Raw genomic sequence first — 21615 nt, 5'->3', positions numbered from 1 at the left:
CCCGCAGGGCCCCGGTCAGCCGCCGTGCCCCACCAGGTTCGGGATCTCCTGCGTGGCGTACCAGAGCAGTTCGTGGTCCTCGGCCCCGTCCACGACGAACTGCGCGTCGTCGTCCCCGCCGTCCGCCGCCGCGAGCGCCCCGGCCGCCGCCGCCACGTCCTCCTCCGCGTCGTCGGAGTCGACGTGCACCGCGGCCGCCTTGGCCAGCGCCACCGTCCCGGCCACCCGCACCTCGCCCAGTGCCGCCGGGTCGAGTCCGCGGTCGGGGTCGGCCGCCGCCGTGCCGTCGGGGACGTCCACGGCGACCACGACCCGGCGCCGCAGCGCTCCCGGGTCCGCCGCGAGCAGCCGCAGGGAGGCGAGCGCGGCCCGGTTCAGCGCGGCGTACTCCAGTTCCTCCAGGTCGTCGGAGAGGTACCACTCGCGCAGCGCGGGCGTGACGGCGTAGGCGACGAACGGGCCGGTCCTCAGCTCCCCCGTCTTGTGCGCCTCGGCGAGCCCGGGGAGGGTCAGGGGGACGTAGACGCGCATGACTGGCCGCTCTCTTCCGGACTCTTCGACACTGCGGCTCCCGAAGGCCGCGGAGCCTCCCGGAGGGCCTTAAGGATACGTGCGGGCGTCCCCTATCGGGGCCCGGGCGCTGCCGCCGGGGCCGTCCACCCCGCGCCCCGCGATTCACCCGGTACCGCCGCCCGCCCAAAGGGCTTACCCCGCCCCTGATCACTCGGATAGGTGAACTCTCCGGGACTCCGACACGGACCGTCACCGCCTTGCCGCCGCCGACCCGGCCCCCGTACAAGATCCCCGACCGCAAGTTACCGCCCGGTACCCATCGGGCCCGCCGAACGGGGATCCCCCATGAACAAGGTCATGACCAGGACCGCCCAGCTCCGCCCGGGCACCCGCCCGCCCGGCCGCCGCGACTCCCGCCGCCCGGGGGCGTCCTCCCGCAGGCCGCTGACGCCTCCGGCGGCCCCGCCGAGCCCTCGCCCCACCGACCTGTTCGCGGAGCGTCTGCTGGCGGTCCTCAGCGGCCGCCGCCCCGTCCACTGGATGCTCCGGCACACGGCGGGCCCCGCCTACGACGACCTGGCCCGCCTCGCCGAGCGCGGCCCCCTGCGCACCCGCGGCACCGACCCCGTCGTCCACGACATCGGCTACTACGTCCCCCGCGCCGGCGCCCTGGAGGTGTTCGCCCGCATCTCCGCGGGCAGCCAGCTGCGCGCCATGGCCTTCCGTCTGGAACAGAGCCAGGACCTGCGCTGGCGCTGCACCGCGATCGAACTGGGCGGTCCCCGCGCAGCCCGCGGCGACTAGCCCGGGGGCCGCCCGCCCGGAAACCGGGGCGGCGCGGGAAGGCCCGGTTCGTGAGGGGTCGCCTCCGCGCGCCGGGCCTGGGACGGCACGGGCTCCGCGGGTCACAGACCGAAGGGCCGGACCCCTGTGGGGTGGCCGGCCCTGATCGGTGCGGTCGCTGCCGTCACTTCCGGCGGCGGCGGCTGCCCTTCGCCTGCTTGCGGCGCTCGGCACGGGTGAGACCGTCCGCCTCGGAGCGGGCCGGCTCGTCGTCGTAGTCGAAGTCGCCCTCGACGATGCCGCCCTCGCCGTCCACCGTGGCCGCGGAGAAGTGCATGCCCCGCCGCTGCGGCGCCTCCAGGCCCTTCGCACGGATCTCGGGACGCGAGCCCGCCTGGGCCGGCACCGCGTCCTGGACGCCCTCCGTGACCGCCTGGGCGTCCTCGACCGGGACCTCCTCGACCTGCTGCTCGACCTGGACCTCCAGGTTGAACAGGTAGCCGACGGACTCCTCCTTGATGCCGTCCATCATCGCGGTGAACATGTCGAAGCCCTCGCGCTGGTACTCCACCAGGGGGTCCTTCTGGGCCATCGCGCGCAGGCCGATGCCCTCCTGGAGGTAGTCCATCTCGTAGAGGTGCTCGCGCCACTTGCGGTCGAGGACCGAGAGCACGACCCGGCGCTCCAGCTCGCGCATGATCTCGGAGCCGAGCTGCGCCTCACGCGACGCGTACTGCTCGTGGATGTCGTCCTTGATGGACTCGGAGATGTACTCGGCGGTCAGACCGGCCCGGTCGCCGGCCGCCTCCTCCAGCTCCTCGATGGTCACCTTGACCGGGTAGAGCTGCTTGAAGGCGCCCCACAGACGGTCGAGGTCCCAGTCCTCCGGGAAGCCCTCCGCGGTCTCCGCACCGACGTACGCGTCGATCGTGTCGTCCATGAAGTGCTGGATCTGCTCCTGCAGGTCCTCGCCCTCCAGGACGCGGCGGCGCTCGCCATAGATGACCTCACGCTGGCGGTTGAGCACCTCGTCGTACTTCAGGACGTTCTTGCGCGTCTCGAAGTTCTGCTGCTCGACCTGCGACTGTGCGGACGCGATCGCGCGGGTGACCATCTTGTTCTCGATCGGCACGTCGTCCGGCACGTTGGCCATGGACATCACGCGCTCGACCATCTGGGCCTTGAACAGGCGCATCAGGTCGTCGCCGAGAGAGAGGTAGAAGCGGGACTCACCGGGGTCGCCCTGACGGCCGGAACGACCGCGCAGCTGGTTGTCGATCCGGCGCGACTCGTGCCGCTCGGTACCCAGGACGTAGAGGCCGCCGAGGTCCTTGACCTCTTCGAACTCGGCCTTGACCGCGCGCTCGGCCTTCTCCAGGGCGGCGGGCAGGGCCTGCGCCCACTCCTCGATGTGCTCCTCGGGGTCGAGGCCGCGCTGGCGCAGCTCCGCCTCGGCGAGGTCGTCCGGGTTACCGCCGAGCTTGATGTCGGTACCACGGCCGGCCATGTTGGTGGCCACCGTCACGGCGCCCCTGCGGCCGGCCTGAGCGACGATCGACGCCTCACGCTCGTGCTGCTTGGCGTTGAGCACCTCGTGCTGGATGCCGCGCTTGGAGAGCTGCTGCGAGAGGTACTCCGACTTCTCGACGGAGGTCGTGCCGACGAGGATCGGCTGGCCCTTCTCGTGCTTCTCCGCGATGTCGTCGACGACCGCCTCGAACTTGGCGACCTCGGTGCGGTAGATCAGGTCCGACTGGTCCTTGCGGACCATCGGCCTGTTCGTCGGGATCGGGACCACGCCGAGCTTGTAGATCTGGTGGAACTCCGCGGCCTCGGTCATGGCCGTACCGGTCATGCCGGACAGGCCGGGCTGTTCCTTGCCGCTGTGGTCGTGGCGCTTGTAGAGGCGGAAGAAGTTCTGCAGGGTGATCGTGGCGAGGGTCTGGTTCTCGTCCTTGATGTCCACCCCTTCCTTCGCCTCGATCGCCTGGTGCATGCCCTCGTTGTAGCGGCGGCCGGCGAGGATACGGCCGGTGTGCTCGTCGACGATCATGACTTCGCCGTCCATGACGACGTAGTCCTTGTCCTTCTTGAAGAGCTCCTTCGCCTTGATGGCGTTGTTCAGGTAGCCCACCAGAGGCGTGTTCACCGACTCGTAGAGGTTGTCGATGCCCAGCCAGTCCTCGACCTTGGAGACGCCGGACTCGTGGATGGCGACCGTGCGCTTCTTCTCGTCGACCTCGTAGTCGCCGGTCTCCTCGACGCCCTTGAGCGGGTTGCCGGCCTCACCCTTCTTCAGGCGCAGGACCAGCTTGGCGAAGTCGCCGTACCACTTGGTGGCCTGGTCGGCCGGGCCGGAGATGATCAGCGGCGTACGGGCCTCGTCGACCAGGATGGAGTCGACCTCGTCGACGATGGCGAAGTTGTGGCCGCGCTGGACGAGCTCGTCCTGGGACCAGGCCATGTTGTCGCGCAGGTAGTCGAAGCCGAACTCGTTGTTCGTGCCGTACGTGATGTCCGCCGCGTACTGCTCGCGGCGCTGGGCCGGCGACATGTTGGCGAGGATGCAGCCGACGTTCAGGCCCAGGAACTTGTGGACGCGGCCCATCATCTCGGAGTCGCGCTCGGCCAGGTAGTCGTTGACCGTGATGAGGTGGACGCCCTTGCCCGACAGCGCGTTCAGGTACGCGGGCAGGGTGCCGACGAGGGTCTTGCCCTCACCGGTCTTCATCTCGGCCACGTAGCCGAGGTGCAGGGCGGCGCCACCCATGATCTGCACGTCGTAGTGACGCTGCCCGAGGGCGCGCTTGGCGGCCTCGCGGACGGTGGCGAACGCCTCGGGGAGCAGGTCGTCGAGGCTCTCTCCGTCGGCGTAACGCTGCTTGTACTCATCGGTGAGGGCCCGCAGCTCGGCGTCGGAGAGGTCGACGAAGTCCTCTTCGATGGAGTTGACCTGGTCCGCGATGCGGTGCAGCTTGCGCAGGATCTTGCCTTCGCCTGCACGCATGATCTTCGAGAGGACGGACACGGGGGTTTGTCTCCTTGCCGGTCGGGCCTGGGACGGTCGGTTTCGATTGGACGTACTGAGCAACGGCCATCGTATGCGAGGACCCGGCCGCGCCGGGAGGCCTGGCGGCCCGACGGCCGTCCGCCGCTTTTCAGAGGGCTCCGCGAGCCCCCTTCGTGTGACTTCTCCGGGTGGGCATTCGGTTGTACTGGGTGGTGTCGCCGAGTCTGATTCCGCTTCTTCGCCGCTTCATCAGGGGACAACGGCCGGAGCGTATGGATAGTGCCGCATCAGCCGAGGAATTGCGCGAACCGTGATCACTCGGCCACGAGCCGTGAAAGGTATGGCGTGCCGGGCGCCGGGCCGAGCAGAATCGGCCGATGGAACCCGTCACGCTCTCCACCGCCCGTCTGCTGCTGCGGACGGTAGGTCCTCAGGACACCGAAGCGGTGTACACGGCCGTGCAGGACCCGGACATCCAGCGCTGGACCACGATTCCCTCGCCCTACCTGCCGGAACACGCCCGGAGTTTCACGGAGCAGCTGGTCCCCGACGGCTGGTCCGAGGGTTCGATGTTCACCTTCGGCGTCTTCCTGCCGACGGGTGAGCTGGCCGGGATGCTCGCCCTGACCATGCGCTCCCTGGGGACGGCCGAGGTGGGTTTCTGGGCCGCCAGGGAGTACCGCCGCCGCGGCTACGTCACCGAGGCCACCCTCACGGCCGCGCGCTGGGGTTTCACCCGGTTGGCGATGGACCGCGTCGAGTGGCGTGCCGAGGTCGGCAACCACGGATCCCGCGCGGTCGCGGAACGCGCCGGGTTCACCATCGAGGGCACCCTTCGCTCCGCCCTCAACAACAAGGGTGTGCGACGCGACTGCTGGGTGGGTTCCCTGCTGCCGTCGGACCTGGGCCTGCCCTCGGCCGCGCCCTATCTGCCGGCCCCTTCCCAGGGATGAGACCGCAGGTCGCACCGGACTGTCAGTGCCACCCTCTATCGTCCGAGCCATGACGACCCTCCCGCGCCCCACCGCCGCCCTCTCGGCGGACGAAGCCCGCCGTATCGCCCTGAGGGCACAGGGTTTCCTCGGCGCCCCCGACCGCCGCTCGGGCGTCCGGGGCGTGCTCCGCCACCTCGGCGCGGTCCAGCTCGACACCATCTCGGTCCTCGCCCGCTCCCACGAGCTCATCCCGTACGCCCGTCTCGGCGCCGTCGGCCGCAAGACGGTCGATGCCGCCTACTGGACCGACACGCACGCGTTCGAGTACTGGTCGCACGCGGCCTGCATCCTGCCCGTCGAGGAGTGGCCGCACTTCGCCTTCCGCCGCCGCGCCTACCGCGACCGCCCGCACTGGGGCCACGAGCTGCCCGAGGGCGCCTACGACCAGGTCATCAAGCAGCTGCGCACCGAAGGCCCGCTGACCGCCACGGAGTTGGGCGGCGCGAAGAAGACCAGTGAGTGGTGGGACTGGTCCGGCACCAAGGTCGCGGTGGAGCGTGCGCTGATGTACGGCGAGGTGGTGTGCGTCCAGCGGCGCGGCTGGAAGCGGGTGTACGACCTCGCCGAGCGCGCGGTCCCGGGCACGTTGCTGCACGACGATCTGGACGACACCGAGTGCCTGCGCCGCCTGGTCCGGCTGGCCGGGCAGTCACTGGGCGTCGGGACGCGCGCGGACATCGCCGACTACCACCGGCTCAAGGGCGAGCAGGTCGACGCGGTGATCGCCGACTCGGGCCTGGTCCCGGTCGACGTCGAGGGCTGGTCCAAGCCCGCCTGGGCGGACCCGTCGGCCCTGGCCACGCCGCCGCGCGGACGGCACCGTACGACCCTGCTCTCCCCCTTCGACTCCCTGATCTGGGACCGGGCACGCACGGAGCGGATCTTCGGCTTCACCCATCGCCTGGAGGCGTACGTTCCGAAGCCGAAGCGGGTGTACGGCTACTACGCGATGCCGGTGCTGGCCGGCGGCCGCCTGGTGGGCCGGGTCGATCCGGCGCGCGAGACGGGGGGTGTCCTGGTGGCACGCCAGGTCACGCTGGACGGCCCGAAGGCCCTTCCGGCGGTGGCCGAGGCCCTCGTCGAGGCGGCGAGCTGGGTGAACTGCACGACGGTGCGGGTGGAGCGCGTGGACGCTCCGGAGCTGCGTGAGCCGCTCGTCCGGGAGGTCACCCGCGCGCTGACTGCCGCGCTGCGCTGACCGGCGTCGCCCGCCTCAGCGGATCTCCAGGATCTTCTCCCGCATCGCGTAGACCACCGCCTCCATCCTGGAGTGCAGCTGCAGCTTCTCCAGGATGTTGCGCACGTGGTTCTTCACGGTGTTCTCGGAGATGAACAACTCCTTCGCGATATCGCGGTTGTTCATGCCCGTGGCGACGAGTTTGAGCACTTCGAGTTCACGGTCGGTCAGCCGGGGCGCCGGCACCAGCCGGCGCTCGTCGGTGCGCTGGATCATCGACTTGAACTCGGTGAGGAGTTTCGACGCCATGGACGGGCTGATCTGGGACTGCCCGTCGGCCACCGCGCGAATGGCGGTGGCCACCTCGTCCGTCGAGATCTCCTTGAGGAGGTAGCCGGTCGCACCCGCCTTGATCGCTTCGTAGAGATCGGCCTCTTCGTCGCTGATCGTCAGCATGATGATCTTGGCGCTGGGCGCGACCTCCTTGATGGAGGTGCAGGCCTCGATACCACCGCGCTTGGGCATCCGGACGTCCATGAGCACGATGTCCGGGAGCAGGTCGGCGGCCTTGTCGACGGCCTCGGCCCCGTCGCCCGCCTCTCCGACGACCTGGATGTCCTCCTCGGCGGCGAGCACGATCTCCAGACCGCGGCGGAAGAGGGCATGGTCGTCCACGACAAGGACTCTGATCGGCTCCTTGCGCGAAGCGCCCCCCGCGTCCGGGCTCAGGACGACGCCGCCGTCGGCATCATCCTGCAACGGTCCGAAGCTGTCCGCCATCGTTCCTCCCCCTGAAGGCTGTGGCCTGTGGTGCTGTGCCATCGCCAACCCAAGGCAGCGGCCCACCGGTTGGACCGTTGCGGCCATGATTCCATGCCCGGGCGACAACGCGGAGACAGAGCGGGGCGCGAAGTGGTCGCACACCGGTGCCCCCGGGGGCGCACACACGCTTCCAGGGGCACAGGCTCGGTTACCGGGCGGGCGGGTCAGCCGCCCAGTGTGCCGCCCGCCGCCGGGGGTTGCGCCTGGGCGACCATCGGGTCGGTGCTGAGGTGGATGACGCCGTAGTCGTAAGCGTGCCGCCGGTAGACGACGCTCGGCTCCTTCGTCTCGGAGTCGACGAACAGGTAGAAGTCGTGTCCGACCAGTTCCATCTCGTACAGGGCCTGGTCGAGGCTCATCGGGGAGGCGACGTGGGTCTTCTCGCGGACGATGAGGGGCCCTTCGCCCTTCACCTCCAGCGAACCCATCTTCTTGGTGGGCACACCGTCGGGCTCTTCCGCCGGAACGGGGTTGCCGTTCCCGTTGAGCGTCGCCGCGTCCGGGACATGGTCGGCGACCTCGGCGGCCGGGATCCGCTGTGCGCCACGGCGCGAGAACCGCTTGTCGTGCTGCTTGCGCAGCCGCGCGTCCAGCTTCTCCGCCGCCAGGTCGAGTGCCGCGTACGGGTCGCTGGCCGCTGCCTCCGCCCGGATCACCGGACCGCGGGAGCGGAGCGTGATCTCCACTCGGTCGCAACGGTCGGCCTGTCGGGGGTTGGGCTCCTTGGACACCTCGACGTCCAGGCTGATCACCTTGCCGTCGAGCTTCTGGATCTTCTCCAGCTTCAGCTTCTCGGCCACGTGCTTGCGGAACCGCTCGGGCACCTCGGTCTTGCGGCCCTTGACGACGATGTCCACGCAGAACTCCGTTCCCGGAGCGCTCCGCTCCACTGGCGGAGCATCTCCCTTTTTGCACCCGGCTCCGGTGATCCCCGGAGCCTCGGACTCGGCGACTTCACCTCCTCCTCCCCCATGGGCAAGATCTGCACCCCAGCACCGCGATGATTGCGGAAAACGCGCGGCACGGCATTCGGATACGGGAGGCACGGCCTGCGGCTTTCTCCCTCACAACCGAACATATCTCGCCCGGACGGATGTCGTCACCCTCTACTGATGCGTACCTCCATTCAGGTGAATTGACCCGGTCACTACCTGCAACGATGAGCGTTAGCAGTCAGTTCCGGTTCATTTCGAAAGAATCCGGTGCGGCCGCGACCACAACCGCGCGGATCGGCCACGTGAGGGCGTTCCCCTCGGCCATTCCCGGTGCGTCCCGCGTCCACTTCGCTCGTTCTTCCCTCGGTCCGGCGATCCGTTCCTCACTTCCTTCCCAAGCCGCGCGCCGATACACAGCCGTTGTCTCTTCTCCTGCCCCTTCGGACCCCGTCACCTCCCGTACCGCACGGGCCGCCTCCGTGAGGGTGGCGCCGGTCGTGACGAGGTCGTCCACGAGGACGACACGGCCGCCCCCGAGCAGCCGGGCGGCGCCGGCCGGCACCTCCAGCGCGCCGTCGATGTTCGCCAGCCGCTGCCGGGAGTTGAGGTCCGCCTGATCGGCCACGGCCCGCCGCTGCCGCAGCACCGGGACGACCCGCACCGAGGTCCCTCCACGCCGCAGCTCCGCGGCCGCCGCGAGGGCGATCCGGCGCACCGGATCGTGTCCCCGCGCCCGCACGGCCCACGGCGCGGAGGGCACCGGCACGAGAAGCACGGGCCTGCCGCCCCGGGCACCGCCGCCCCCGTCACCGACCCCGGCCGTCAGGCCCCCCGGCTCGCCTCCGGCGCCGCCGGCCGCGCTCTGCGCGCGGCCCGTCGAGCCGTCGGCCCAGGACGACACGATCCTGACGGTCCGGCCCGTCCGGCTCTCCCGCAGCCCGGCCCGCACCGCTCCCGCAAGAGCCGCACCGAGGGCCCCGGCGAGCGCCAGCGCGCCCCGTTCCTTGTGGGCGAGGAGAGCCGCCCGTACCTCGTCCGCGTAAGGCGCCGCCGCGTACACCGGCGGCAGCCCGAGCGGCTCCGGCACCGGTCGCACCCGGCGCGGTGCGGCCCCGCTCAGGGCGGCACGGCACTCGGCACAGAGCACCGTGCGAGGCGTCCCACAGCCTCCGCACTCGGCCGGGAGCACCAGGTCGGTGAGGTCCTGCCACCACCCCCGCATGCGCCCACTGTGCCCACGGCCGGCCGTACCGGCCACCCCTGTGGACAACTGCCTGTGGACAACTCCGTGCGCCACGCACAACGCGTCGCCGCGACGGGTCACCACGACGGGGGTCACCACGACGGGGTCACCACAACGCGTCCAGCACGGTCAGGAGGCCGGTGGCGGACCCGGAAACGGCCGCCCCGCCGGCTCCACGCCGGGCCGGGACGGCCGCTCCCGCACCGGCTGCGGGCTCAGCCCGGATAGACCGGTGCCGAACCGTCCTTGACCACCTTCTGCCACTGCGCCCCCGACGGCAGCCGGACGATCCCGTCGTCCTGCGAGCGGGCCACCAGCGGCACCCGGTCGTCCTCGGACGCGGCGATCGCCAGGACACCCGTGAGGGCTGCGGGCGCCGGCCCGTCCGGCGTGGAGCCGTCGACCTGGACGTACCGCGTCTGCTGCACTCCGCCCTGCTCACGCCCGACCACCACGAGCTGACTGTCCCCGGCCCAGGACATCGCGGTGACCTCCTCGGAGCCAGGGGTGGCGGAACGCAGTTCCAGGACCGAGACCTCCTGCTGATCATCGGACTTGGTGCGCTCGATCCGGCCCACGAGCAGCGACTGCTTGCCGTCCTTCTCCACGACGAGCGCGATCCGCACCCCGTCGGCGGCCACCCGCACGTCCTTGATGCGGCCGCTCAGCTCGGGTACCTGCACCGCCGTCGGCTGACCGACGCCCTGCGCCAGCATGTACAGCTGCGGCTTGGCGGGATCCCGGTCGGCCACCCACAGGTCGCCCCGGGCGTCCCAGCTCGGCGCCGTCAGCCGGTCGTCCTCGGTCGCTCCGTGGCTGGTCAGCACCGCGTCGCCGAGCGAACCGTCCGACGCGAGCGAGGTCACGTACAGCGACTTGCCGTCGCTGGTGACCCCGGCCGCGTTCCGCTCGTCACGGGCGACCGCCACCGACCGCAGGGACTTGGTGCCCGCCCCGAACGGGCCCGGCACGGCGACCGCACTGGTGCCGGTACCGCCGGTCGTCATCCGCACCAGCCGGTGCTTGCTGTCGAGGAAGTACAGGTAGTCGGGCCGCTTGGCGGACGGCCGCCAGGCGGTGGCCTCGGCCTGGTCCTCGGTGACGTCGCACATCCGGCCACCGCTCACGGACTGCAGCGCGACCGAGTCCACGGTGGGCGTCAGGTTCCGCAGGGTGAACAGCAACTGGGCCGCCATCTCGGTGCACTTGGCCGAACCGATCCGGGACGCCTTGACGTTCAGTGGCACGGTGACCTGGTTCTGGTCGTCCGGAGTCAGCCCGGACACGCCCTTCTTGAGCGCCGTACCCGTCGGGAAACTCGACCGGACCACCGGGCCGAGCCAGGTGGTGGGGCCGTTGATCAGCGAACGCACCAGCTGGGTCGTCGGATCCACCCGGCTGCGGACGAAGACCGGGTCGGCGACCGCCACCGGCTGCCCGGTCTCCCCGGCCGACGTGCCCAAGGCAAAGTAGTACTTGTTGACGGACGTGTAGTTGCGCTGGAAGTCGGACTTGCCCATCACGACGCCCTGCGGCAGCGAGTCGATCCGCCACTGCCCGCTCTTGGCGTCCTTCGTCAGATGCACCGTCCGCTCGTACGTGCCGGCGGCGGGTGCGTACGCCTGCTGCGCGTCGACGGTGGCCACCCGGCTGCCCTGCAGCGAGTAGGTGATGCTGTCCGTGCCCTCCCGGCCCGCCGGCCGCGGGTCCGTCTGGATGCTCGGCCCGTTCGCCAGTACCGTCGCCTGCGACTCCGGCCGCCAGGTCTTCGCCGCGGCCGTGCTCAGATACTTGCGCGCCGTGTCGTAGCGAGGATCGTCGCTGGTCAGAGCTTCCAGGAAGCCCTGGACGATCTCGGTGGAGGAGGCGTCCTGCTGCGGCGGCATGGCGAACACCCGCACCTGCGTGTCCTGCCGTGGCGTGGACTCGACATCCCGCAGGTCGCCGCTGTCCGGCATGGAGGCACAGCCCGCCAGCAGTACGGCCCCGCAGGCGGCGTACGCCACCACGCGCGCCGGTCGGGGCCGCGCGCTCCCCTCGCGGTCAGCGACCACGAAATGCCTCCCCTGGCTTGTTCGACTCGTCCGACCCGCCGACGCTCCCGTCGTCCGCCGGACCGGTCCCCGGCGTGCCCTCCTGGCGCCGTGCGCCCCCGTTGGGCCGGGGTACCACCCGTGCGCCGTTACCGGGCAACGCGGTCGGGTCGGCGGTCGGGGCCACGCCGGCCATCCGCTGCGCCATGGGAGCGAGCGCCGCCCCCTGCCCGCCACCGGCCTGCACCGGCACGGTCGCCCGCTTGCCCTCGCCGCCGCTCGGCAGACCTGCGTCGCTGAGCCCCCGGTTGCGCCGGGAGTCCTTGGGTTCCAGGGGTATCGGCGAGCCCCGCAGCGGCTCGTCAGCCGTCCTCGGCAGCGTCAGCCGGAACTGCGACCCACCGCCAGGCTCCCCCCACGCCTGCAGCCAGCCGCCGTGCAGCCGTGCGTCCTCCAGGGCGATCGACAGCCCCAGGCCGGTACCGCCGGTGGTACGCGCGCGTGCCGGGTCCGCGCGCCAGAAGCGGCTGAAGACCCGGGTCGCCTCGCCGGGCTTGAGCCCGACGCCGTAGTCACGCACCGCGATCGCGACCGCTCCGCCGGCCGAGGCCAGCTTGACGACGACGTCCTTGCCCTCCCCGTGCTCCACGGCGTTGACGACCAGGTTGCGCAGCACCCGTTCCAGGCGCCGGGCGTCCGCCTCGGCGACCACGGGCTGCAGGTCGCCGAGCACGCGTATGTGGGTGCCCTTGCGCTCCGCGAGCGGCGCCGCGCCGCTGACCACCCGCCGTACGACCTCCCTGAGGTCTATCGGCTCGGCCTCCAGGGCCGCCGCGCCCGCGTCGAAGCGGCTGATCTCCAGCAGGTCGGCGAGGAGCGACTCGAACCGGTCCAGCTGGTCGGCGAGAAGCTCCGCGGACCGCGCGGTCACCGGGTCGAAGTCCTCCCGTGCCTCGTGGATGACGTCGGCCGCCATCCGCACGGTCGTCAACGGCGTGCGCAACTCGTGCGACACGTCCGACACGAACCGGCGCTGCATCCGCGACAGGTCCTCCAGCTGCTGGATCTTCAGCTGGAGGTTCTGCGCCATCTTGTTGAAGGCCTCGCCGAGGCGCGCGATGTCGTCCTCGCCGGTGACCTTCATCCGTTCCTGGAGCCGTCCGGCGGACAGCCGCTCGGCGATCCCGGCCGCCATCCGCACCGGCGTGACGACCTGCCGCACCACCAGCCAGGCGATGGCTCCGAGCAGGACGACGACGAAGAGCCCGGCGGTCGCGAGGGTGCCCTTGACCAGGCTGAGGGACTTCTCCTCCTGGGTGAGCGGGAAGAGGTAGTACAGCTCGTACGGGTCGCCGTTCGGGTCGTTGACCTGCTTGCCGATGACCAGGGCGGGCTGCGACTCCTTGTCGCTGTCCTTGTAGACGATCCGGGTGTAGCTCTGCGCGGCCGTCATGGTGCCGTTGATCCGCGCGCGCAGGTCGTCGGGCACGCTGGACGTCGGGTCGACCTGCCCGGAGGCGCGCGGACCGCGTCCGCCGCCGCTGTTGTCGCCCGCGGGCAGCGTCACCACGTCGAAGGCGCCCTGGCCGCCGCTGGAGAGGGACTCGACGAGGTCGCTCATCCACGGGGTGAGGTTCTGCGACTGCCGTCCGTCCGGTGACACGGCCGTGTCACCGGTGCCGGTCGCGGCCTCGTCGGCCTTCTGCTTGGCCACCGCGAACCCGCCGGTGGCCTGGCTCTGCGAGGCCTTCACCTTGGCGTCCAACAGGCCGTTGCGCACCTGCCCGATGACGACGAACCCGAGCAGCAGAACGACACCCAGCGACATCAGCAGGGTCGTGACGACGACCTTGAGCTGGATGTTGCGCCGCCACAGCCGCATGACCGGCAGCAGCGGCCGGCGCACCCAGCGCATGAAGAGCCGCAGCACCGGACTGCCCTGGACCCCGCCCTGCAGCAGCCCGCCCTCGAAGAGCAGCCGCCGGCGCGAACCGGGCCTCTTTCCGCCGACAGGCCGCTCCGGACGGTCCCCGGACCGGCCGGGGGCCGAAGCGGCACTGTCCCCGGACACGTCAGCTCGGTCCGGCCTTGTACCCGACACCGCGGACGGTCACCACGATCTCCGGCCGCTCCGGGTCCTTCTCGACCTTGGAGCGCAGCCGCTGGACGTGAACGTTGACCAGACGGGTGTCCGCCGCGTGCCGGTAGCCCCAGACCTGCTCCAGGAGCACCTCACGGGTGAACACCTGCCACGGCTTGCGGGCGAGCGCGACCAGCAGGTCGAACTCCAGCGGGGTCAGCGCGATGGACTGCCCGTCCCGCTTCACCGAGTGTCCGGCCACGTCGATGACCAGGTCACCTATGGCGAGCTGCTCCGGCGCCGGCTCCTCGGACCTCCGCAGCCTCGCCCGGATCCGGGCGACCAGCTCCTTCGGCTTGAACGGCTTCACGATGTAGTCGTCCGCGCCCGACTCCAGGCCCACGACCACATCGACGGTGTCACTCTTCGCCGTGAGCATCACGATCGGCACCCCGGACTCCGCCCTGATCAGACGGCACACCTCGATACCGTCCCGCCCGGGCAGCATCAGGTCCAGCAGCACCAGATCGGGCTTGGTCTCACGGAAAGCGGCCAGCGCCTTGTCGCCGTCGGCTACGAAAGACGGCTCAAAACCTTCACCACGCAACACGATGCCGAGCATCTCGGCCAGTGCGGTGTCGTCGTCGACGACAAGGACTCGTCCCTTCATAAACGACATCATCCCATTCTCATAACAGTGAAGGTTGCGCAGGTGACCAGGGTCACCGGCCTGTGACCTTAGCCGTACTGGAGCGTCACTGTCTGCCCCCGTCCGCCCGGGCTCCTCGCCGGACGACGAAGACTGAGTCCCCGCACCGCTCGATGCACCTCGACGCCGGCCGCCATGGCGTCACCTCGTCAGCCCTGGCCGTCGACGCCCCCTTCACCTACGAATCGCCGCAGGTGAAGGGGGCACTTCCGGTGGTCGATCCGACGTCATCCCATCAGCTGAACGTCACCTGGCGTGGCCTGGCGCAGAGCTCGGCGAGCGCCTCAGCCGTCACGGGCGAAACGGCGCCTTCCTCGGTGACGATCGCCGTCACGAGCTCCGGCGGCGTCACGTCGAACGCCGGGTTGTACGCCTGGGTCCCCAGGGGCGCCACCGGAATCCCGCCTCCCGCTCCCGTCACCGGCGCGTGCGGAGCTGTGACCTCGGTCACCTCGTATCCAGGGCGCTGTTCGACCTCGATGGACGCCCCGTCCGGCGTCTCCGGATCCACCGTCGTCAACGGCGCCACCACGATGAACGGCACGTGGTGGTACCGCGCGAGCACCGCGAGCGGATAGCTCCCCACCTTGTTCGCCACCGATCCGTCGGCCGCGATCCGGTCCGCCCCGATCAGCACCGCGTCCACTTCCCCCGCCGCGAACAGCGAACCGGCCGCGTTGTCGGTGAGCAAGGTGTAAGCCATGCCGCTGCGAGCCGCCTCGTAGGCCGTCAGGCGAGCGCCCTGCAGCAACGGACGCGTTTCGTCCACCCACAGCCGCCGCAGCCGCCCCGCCCGGTGCGCCTGGAGGGCCACCGCGAACGCCGTTCCCTCGCCCCCCGACACCAGCGATCCGGTGTTGCAGTGGGTGAGGATCCGGTGTCCTCCGCCCGGCAGCAACTCGTCCAGCAGCGCCAGTCCGTGCCCGGCCATCCGGGCGCTGGCCTCGGCATCCTCCCGGTGCACCGCCCGCGCCGCGACCAGCGCCGCCACGGCCGCAGCCCCGGAGTCACCGCTCTTGGCCAGAGCCGACCGGTACGCCGAAACGGCCCTGCGCACCCCGACGGAGAGATTCACGGCCGTGGGCCGGGCACCCTCCAGCGCCACCGCGGCCTCGTCCACGTCGAAACCCCGCACGGCGGCGAGCGCGACGCCGTACGCCCCCGCTATCCCGAGCAGCGGCGCCCCGCGCACCGCGAGCGTCCGGATCGCCTCGACCAGTGCCGACGCGTCCGTGCACACCAGCTCGACCTCCTCGGCCGGCAGTCTGGTCTGGTCAAGAAGGACCACCACGGGGCCCTCGGGCGGCTCCTCCCAACGGATCACGGGCATTCCTGTCGGCCGCTTGTCCTCGCCGGTTTGCGCGTACTGATCAGCCATGCCGTCAGTCTGCCCCGTATCCGGCGGACAATTGAAGGTGCGGAGCCTGTACCGCGGCAGGTCACTGGGTGACCACCCCATGGCACGATGGCAGCCAACCTGCCACCGCGACCGCGGACGGGCACCGTGAAGGAGCTTCGATGAACGACACTCCGGGCTGGGCCTCGCCCGGATCCGCCCCGTCCGACGGGCGGGAACCCGGCGCGTCCGCCCCTGCCGACCGCCCCGTTCCCGCAGGCCCTGCCGAGCAGCCCACCGACCAGCCGGGTACGGACCCACAGGGCTCCGACTCGAAGTGGTCCAAGGACCAGCCCCCGCCCGGCCAGTGGTCCGCGCCCACCGGCGCTCCGGCACCGGGCCAGGCACCGCCGCCACCACCGCCCGGCCCCGGCTGGGGCGGCCGGCCCCCCGGCGGCGGTTACGGAGGCTACGGCGGCCCGGGGGGGCCTGGCGGCTACGGTCCGCCCGGCGGCTACGGAGCCTGGGGCGGCGGCTGGGGCGGTCCCCCGCCCGCCGCCAAGCCCGGCGTGATCCCACTGCGCCCGCTCGGCGTCGGCGAGATCCTCGACGGTGCCGTCTCCACCATGCGCACCTACTGGCGCACGGTCCTCGGCATCTCGCTGACGGTCGCCGTCGTCACCCAGGTCGCCGTGATCCTCCTCCAGGGCCTCGTCCTCAACGACACCGAGACCACCGACACCCTCAACGACCCGAGCGCCTCCCTCAGCGAGGTGTCCCGCGCCGCCGGCGAGGTCATGGTCAGCTCGGGCGCCGTCCTGCTGATCTCGCTGGTCGGCACCATCATCGCGACGGCCCTGCTGACCACCGTCACCAGCCGCGCCGTACTCGGCAGGTCCGTGACCACGGGCGAAGCCTGGCGCGATGCCCGCCCCCAGGTCAGCAAGTTGTTCGGCCTCATCGTCCTGCTGGGACTCATCGCGGTCGGCGTCCTGCTCGTCGGCGCTCTGCCCGGCATCGTCGTCGCGATCGCCGGCGGCCCCGGCGGCGCCATCGCCGCACTGCTCATCGTGGGCCTCCTCGCGGGCGGCATCGTCACCCTGTGGCTGATGATCCGCTTCTCCCTGGCCTCTCCCTCCCTGATGCTGGAGAAGCAGAGCATCACGAAGTCGCTGGGACGCTCCGCCAAGCTCGTCCGCGGCTCCTGGTGGCGGGTCTTCGGCATCCAGGTCCTGGCGACGATCATCGCCAACATCGTCTCCTCGATCGCCGTGATCCCCTTCGCCGTAGGCGCGGCCCTCATCAGCGGCGACGGTTTCTCCGGCTTCCTCGAGAGCACGAACACCAACGTCGGCTGGACGTTCCTCATCATCAGCGGCATCGGCTCGGTGATCGGCTCGATGCTCACCTTCCCGATCAACGCGGGCGTCACCGTGCTCCTCTACATCGACCAGCGCATCCGGCGCGAGGCCCTCGACCTCGAACTGGCCCGCGCCGCCGGTGTCGAGAACTACGGCACCAGCACCCCCGGCACCGTCCCGGGGAGCTGATGCGGTGAGTCCGACGGGGGGAGTACTCACAGCGGTGCCCGCGGCCCTGCTGCGGGCACGGGCCCTGCTGTTGTCGGCCGGTTCGGGCGACGAACCGCCCGTGACCATCCCGCGCGACCCCGCACGGGAGGCGGCACGGCACGAGCTGTCCAAGCGCATGTACCACCAGAACGACCCGGGGCTGTTCCAGCGTGCCCTGAACGCCTTCCTGGACTGGGTCGGCCGCCTGCTCTCGGCCGCCTCGTCCGCGACGCCCGGAGGCACGCTGGGCCTCGTCGTCGTGGTGCTGGCCGTCCTCGCCGTCATCGGCGCCCTGTGGTGGCGCCTGGGCACCCCACGCCGCCAACCCGCCTCCGCCGCGGCCCTGTTCGACGACCGCCCCCGCAGCGCCGCCGACCATCGCGCGTCCGCCGAGGCACACGCCGCCCAGGGCCACTGGAACCAGGCCCTCCAGGAACGCATGCGTGCTGTCGTCCGCGCCCTGGAGGAACGTGCCCTGCTCGACCTCCGCCCCGGCCGCACCGCCGACGAGGCCGCCGCCCAGGCCGGCCGCGTCCTGCCCGCCCACCAGGACCGGCTGCGTACCGCCGCCCGGGAGTTCGACGACGTGACGTACGGCGGCCGCAGGGCGACCCAGGCGTCGTACGAGCGCATCACGGAACTCGACCGAGACCTGGAACGCACCAGACCGACACTCGCGAGCAACACCCGGAGCACCGCCCACAACACCCGCCAGGGGGCCGCCGAATGACCAACGGCGTAGCCCTTCCGCCCACCACCACCGCGCCCACCACCCGCCAGGTGTGGACCCGGACCCGGGGCATCGTCCTCGCCGTGGTGCTCCTGCTCGCCGGTGCCGTCGCCATCGCCGTCGTCCGCTCCGACAGCAGGCACGGCGACCTCGACCCCCGCTCCGTCGACCCCTACGGCAGCCGCGCCGTCGCGGAACTCCTCGCCGACCGGGGCGTGTCCACCCGCGTGGTCACCACCCTGGCCGAGGCCCGCGCCGCGGCCGACCGCGACACCACCCTGCTCGTCGCCGTCCCCGACCTGCTCACCCCGGGGCAGCAGTCCCGGCTGCGGGCGTCGACCGCCGGATCGGGCGGCCGCACGATCCTGGTCGCAGCCGGCAGCAGGTCCGTCGAACGACTCGCCCCCGGCGTCACCGCCGACCCCGCCACCAGCCTGAGGTCCACCCTGGACCCGCACTGCGGCCTGGCCGAGGCCCGTCGCGCGGGCAGTGCCGACACCGGCGGCATCCGCTACACCACCACCCACCTCGACGCCGATTCCTGCTACCCGAGCCAGCGTCTGGCCACGCTCATCCGCGTCCCCGCCGCCTCCGGGGGCGGGGACACCATCGTCCTCGGCGCGCCCGACATCCTGCTCAACGACCGCCTCGACGACCAGGGCAACGCCTCGCTCGCCCTCCAGCTCCTCGGTTCCCGCCGCCATCTGGTCTGGTACCTCCCCTCGCTCTCCGACTCCTCGGCCGCCGGCACGGGCGACCAGAAGTCCTTGTTCGACCTGCTCCCCTCGGGCTGGCTCTGGGGCACACTCCAGCTCTTCTTCGCCGCGGCCCTCGCCGCCTTCTGGCGGGCACGCCGACTCGGCCCCCTTGTAGCCGAGAAACTCCCCGTCGCGATCCGCGCCTCCGAAACCGTCGAAGGCCGCGCCCGCCTCTACCGCAAAGCCAACGCCCGCGACCGCGCGGCCGCCGCTCTTCGCTCCACCGCACGCACCCGCCTTGCCCCCCTCGTCGGCGTCCCCGTCTCCCAGGCGGACGCTCCCGAGGCTCTGCTCCCCGCCCTCTCCGCCCACCTCCACGGCGACGGCCAGGCCCTGCACTCCCTCCTCTTCGGACCGCCGCCCGGCGACGACGCGGCCCTCATCGCCCTCACCGACCAACTCGACGCCCTCGAAAGAGAGGTACGCCGTCCATGATGGACCCGACCACTGACACCGCCGGGACCACCGGGAACCCGGCCGACGCACGTGCCTCCCTGGAGGCCCTGCGCGCCGAGATCGCCAAAGCCGTGGTCGGCCAGGACCCCGCCGTGACCGGCCTCGTCGTCGCTCTCCTCTGCCGCGGACACGTACTACTTGAAGGAGTCCCCGGAGTCGCGAAAACGTTGCTCGTGCGCGCCCTCGCCTCCGCGCTCGAACTGGAGACCAAACGCGTCCAGTTCACCCCCGATCTCATGCCGAGCGACATCACGGGCTCCCTCGTCTACGACACCCGCACCGCCGAGTTCTCCTTCCAGGCCGGACCGGTCTTCACCAACCTCCTCCTCGCGGACGAGATCAACCGCACTCCGCCCAAGACCCAGTCGTCCCTCCTCGAAGCCATGGAGGAACGACAGGTCACGGTCGACGGCACGCCCCGCCCGCTCCCCGAACCCTTCCTGGTCGCCGCCACCCAGAACCCCGTCGAGTACGAGGGCACGTACCCCCTGCCCGAAGCCCAACTCGACCGCTTCCTCCTCAAGCTGACGATCCCCCTCCCCTCCCGCCAGGACGAGATCGACGTCCTCACCCGCCACGCCGAGGGCTTCAACCCGCGCGACCTGCGCGCCGCCGGCGTACGCCCCGTGGCGGGCCCCGCCGACCTCGAAGCCGCCCGCGCCGCGGTCGCCAAGACGAGCGTCTCCCCCGAGATCACCGCCTACGTCGTGGACATCTGCCGTGCCACCCGCGAGTCGCCGTCCCTCACGCTCGGCGTGTCCCCGCGCGGCGCGACCGCCCTGCTGGCCACCTCACGCGCATGGGCCTGGCTGACCGGCCGTGACTACGTCATCCCCGACGACGTCAAAGCCCTCGCCCTGCCCACCCTCCGCCACCGCGTCCAGCTCCGTCCCGAAGCCGAGATGGAGGGTGTGACGGCCGACTCCGTCATCAACGCGATCCTCGCCCACGTCCCGGTCCCCCGCTGATGCCCCTCACCGGACGCGCCGCCCTCCTGGCGGCCATCGGATCGATCCCCGTCGGCATCTGGGAACCCGGTTGGACGGGCATCCTCGCCGTCAACGGCCCGCTGGCCCTCGCGTGCGCCTGCGACTTCGCCTGGGCGGCTCCGGTACGACGCCTCGTGCTGACCCGCTCCGGCGACACGTCAGCGCGTCTTGGCGAGACCGCCGACATCACCCTGACCGTGACCAACCCGTCCCGACGCACACTCCGGGCCCGGCTCCGGGACGGCTGGCCGCCCAGCAGCTGGCAGGCCGGCACCGAGATCGAGGCTTCGCGGCACCGACTCACCGTCCCACCGGGCGAACGCCGACGCGTGACGACCCGCCTGCGGCCAACGCGCCGCGGCGACCGTCAGGCAGACCGCGTCACGATCCGCTCCTACGGCCCCCTGGGCCTGTTCTCCCGCCAGAGCGGCCACCAAGTGCCCTGGACCGTACGGGTCCTGCCCCCCTTCACCAGCCGCAAGCACCTGCCCTCGAAACTCGCCCGACTGCGTGAACTCGACGGCCGTACCAGCGTCCTGACTCGCGGCGAGGGCACCGAGTTCGACAGCCTCCGGGAGTACGTCCCCGGCGACGACACCCGCTCCATCGACTGGCGAGCCACGGCCCGGCAGTCGGCGGTCGCCGTACGCACCTGGCGTCCCGAACGCGACCGGCACATCCTGCTGGTCCTCGACACCGGCCGCACCTCCGCCGGCCGCGTCGGCGACGCCCCACGCCTGGACGCCTCGATGGACGCGGCACTCCTCCTCGGCGCCCTCGCCTCACGCGCGGGCGACCGCGTGGATCTGCTCGCCTACGACCGTCGAGTCCGTGCGCTGGTCCAGGGCCGCGCCGCAGGCGACGTCCTCCCGTCCCTGGTCAACGCGATGGCGACGCTGGAGCCCGAACTCGTCGAAACGGATGCGCGCGGACTCACGGCCACGGCGCTTCGTACGGCCCCGCGCCGTTCCCTGATCGTCCTTCTGACGACGCTGGACGCGGCCCCGGTCGAACAGGGTCTGCTTCCGGTGCTCTCCCAACTGACCCAACGCCATACGGTTCTGCTCGCTTCCGTGGCCGATCCGCACGTCGCCCGAATGGCGACGGCACGCGGAAACGCCGACGCGGTGTACGAGGCGGCGGCAGCGGCACAGGCGCAGAGCGAACGGCACCGCACGGCAGAACAACTCCGCCGGCACGGTGTCACGGTTGTGGACGCGACGCCTGAAGATCTGGCTCCCGCACTGGCCGACGCGTATCTGGCCCTGAAAGCGGCGGGCCGGCTCTGACACTCCGGGGCGGGCCCTTCCCGGGGCCTGCCCCAATTCCGATGTAAATCGACGCTGGCCCACACGAATCTGCGCGGATTCGAAAGGCCCGTAAACGCGAAAAGGCCCACGCCATATGGCGTGGGCCTTTCCCAAAATTTGTTCGGCGGTGTCCTACTCTCCCACAGGGTCCCCCCTGCAGTACCA

At 71.3% G+C, this 21615-nt stretch carries 17 protein-coding genes; 8 read left to right on the top strand and 9 right to left on the bottom strand.

Annotation, left to right across the window (positions count from 1 at the left end; genetic code table 11):
* Positions 1 to 15 precede the first annotated feature (15 nt).
* A complete protein-coding gene (locus ACZ4O3_RS27550; protein WP_384988810.1) occupies positions 16 to 531 on the bottom strand; it encodes a DUF6912 family protein in 516 nt (171 codons plus the stop codon).
* Between the two features lie 327 nt (positions 532 to 858).
* Here ACZ4O3_RS27550 and ACZ4O3_RS27545 point away from each other — a divergent pair, with 327 nt between their 5' ends.
* Complete coding sequence (locus tag ACZ4O3_RS27545; RefSeq protein ID WP_467724764.1) at positions 859 to 1317, top strand: Rv3235 family protein; 459 nt, start codon at positions 859 to 861, stop codon at positions 1315 to 1317.
* Between the two features lie 163 nt (positions 1318 to 1480).
* On the opposite strand, the gene secA is transcribed toward ACZ4O3_RS27545, so the two are convergent.
* A complete protein-coding gene (gene secA / locus ACZ4O3_RS27540) occupies positions 1481 to 4324 on the bottom strand; it encodes a preprotein translocase subunit SecA (RefSeq protein WP_467724762.1) in 2844 nt (947 codons plus the stop codon).
* Positions 4325 to 4683: 359 nt separating this feature from the next.
* Between secA and ACZ4O3_RS27535 the strand changes: the two genes are divergently transcribed.
* Positions 4684 to 5259 carry a GNAT family N-acetyltransferase gene (locus ACZ4O3_RS27535; RefSeq protein WP_467724761.1) on the top strand — a complete coding sequence of 192 codons (576 nt, stop codon included), beginning with the start codon at positions 4684 to 4686 and terminating at the stop codon, positions 5257 to 5259.
* Between the two features lie 49 nt (positions 5260 to 5308).
* The gene (locus ACZ4O3_RS27530) at positions 5309 to 6499 is read left to right on the top strand and encodes a winged helix-turn-helix domain-containing protein (protein WP_467724759.1); all 1191 of its coding nucleotides are present in this window, start codon (positions 5309 to 5311) and stop codon (positions 6497 to 6499) included.
* 15 nt (positions 6500 to 6514) lie between these two features.
* Here the strand turns inward: ACZ4O3_RS27530 and ACZ4O3_RS27525 are convergent, their stop codons facing one another.
* The 7 genes from ACZ4O3_RS27525 to mtnA all read right to left on the bottom strand — a co-directional run bounded on the left by ACZ4O3_RS27525 (position 6515) and on the right by mtnA (position 15678).
* Positions 6515 to 7258, bottom strand: coding sequence for a response regulator transcription factor (locus ACZ4O3_RS27525; protein ID WP_362720743.1), 744 nt, complete (start codon positions 7256 to 7258; stop codon positions 6515 to 6517).
* Between the two features lie 206 nt (positions 7259 to 7464).
* Positions 7465 to 8157 (bottom strand): ribosome hibernation-promoting factor, HPF/YfiA family, encoded by a 693-nt coding sequence (gene hpf, locus ACZ4O3_RS27520; RefSeq protein ID WP_362720746.1) that lies wholly within the window; start codon positions 8155 to 8157, stop codon positions 7465 to 7467.
* 316 nt (positions 8158 to 8473) lie between these two features.
* Entirely contained in the window at positions 8474 to 9457 is a 984-nt protein-coding gene (locus ACZ4O3_RS27515; protein ID WP_467724757.1) for a ComF family protein, read from the bottom strand.
* 236 nt (positions 9458 to 9693) lie between these two features.
* Positions 9694 to 11532: an LpqB family beta-propeller domain-containing protein gene (locus ACZ4O3_RS27510; protein WP_467724755.1), complete on the bottom strand. Its 1839-nt coding sequence runs from the start codon at positions 11530 to 11532 to the stop codon at positions 9694 to 9696.
* The gene (mtrB, locus tag ACZ4O3_RS27505) at positions 11522 to 13582 is read right to left on the bottom strand and encodes an MtrAB system histidine kinase MtrB (protein ID WP_467724754.1); all 2061 of its coding nucleotides are present in this window, start codon (positions 13580 to 13582) and stop codon (positions 11522 to 11524) included. The genes ACZ4O3_RS27510 and mtrB overlap by 11 nt, the downstream gene beginning before the upstream one ends.
* A 1-nt stretch (position 13583) precedes the next feature.
* On the bottom strand, positions 13584 to 14273 hold the full coding sequence (mtrA, locus tag ACZ4O3_RS27500; protein WP_015659998.1) for a two-component system response regulator MtrA: 690 nt from the start codon (positions 14271 to 14273) through the stop codon (positions 13584 to 13586).
* A 262-nt stretch (positions 14274 to 14535) separates the two neighbouring features.
* Positions 14536 to 15678 carry an S-methyl-5-thioribose-1-phosphate isomerase gene (gene mtnA / locus ACZ4O3_RS27495; protein WP_362724543.1) on the bottom strand — a complete coding sequence of 381 codons (1143 nt, stop codon included), beginning with the start codon at positions 15676 to 15678 and terminating at the stop codon, positions 14536 to 14538.
* 140 nt (positions 15679 to 15818) lie between these two features.
* Here mtnA and ACZ4O3_RS27490 point away from each other — a divergent pair, with 140 nt between their 5' ends.
* Genes ACZ4O3_RS27490 through ACZ4O3_RS27470 form a run of 5 tightly spaced genes read left to right on the top strand, consistent with a single transcriptional unit; the run spans position 15819 to position 21429 of the window.
* The gene (locus ACZ4O3_RS27490) at positions 15819 to 17186 is read left to right on the top strand and encodes a DUF7847 domain-containing protein (RefSeq protein ID WP_467724752.1); all 1368 of its coding nucleotides are present in this window, start codon (positions 15819 to 15821) and stop codon (positions 17184 to 17186) included.
* Between the two features lie 34 nt (positions 17187 to 17220).
* A complete protein-coding gene (locus ACZ4O3_RS27485) occupies positions 17221 to 17937 on the top strand; it encodes a DUF4129 domain-containing protein (RefSeq protein ID WP_467724750.1) in 717 nt (238 codons plus the stop codon).
* Positions 17934 to 19130, top strand: a complete 1197-nt coding sequence (locus ACZ4O3_RS27480; RefSeq protein ID WP_362721979.1) for a DUF4350 domain-containing protein — start codon at positions 17934 to 17936, stop codon at positions 19128 to 19130. The genes ACZ4O3_RS27485 and ACZ4O3_RS27480 overlap by 4 nt, the downstream gene beginning before the upstream one ends.
* A complete protein-coding gene (locus tag ACZ4O3_RS27475; RefSeq protein WP_467724940.1) occupies positions 19130 to 20119 on the top strand; it encodes an AAA family ATPase in 990 nt (329 codons plus the stop codon). Before ACZ4O3_RS27480 ends, ACZ4O3_RS27475 begins: the two co-directional genes overlap by 1 nt.
* The gene (locus tag ACZ4O3_RS27470) at positions 20119 to 21429 is read left to right on the top strand and encodes a DUF58 domain-containing protein (protein WP_467724748.1); all 1311 of its coding nucleotides are present in this window, start codon (positions 20119 to 20121) and stop codon (positions 21427 to 21429) included. The genes ACZ4O3_RS27475 and ACZ4O3_RS27470 overlap by 1 nt, the downstream gene beginning before the upstream one ends.
* Positions 21430 to 21615: the final 186 nt, after the last annotated feature.

The sequence above is a fragment of the Streptomyces sp. NPDC026515 genome (assembly GCF_055567595.1).
Note: the sequence above shows the minus strand (reverse complement) of the source record. Positions and strands in the feature narration are given on the sequence as shown.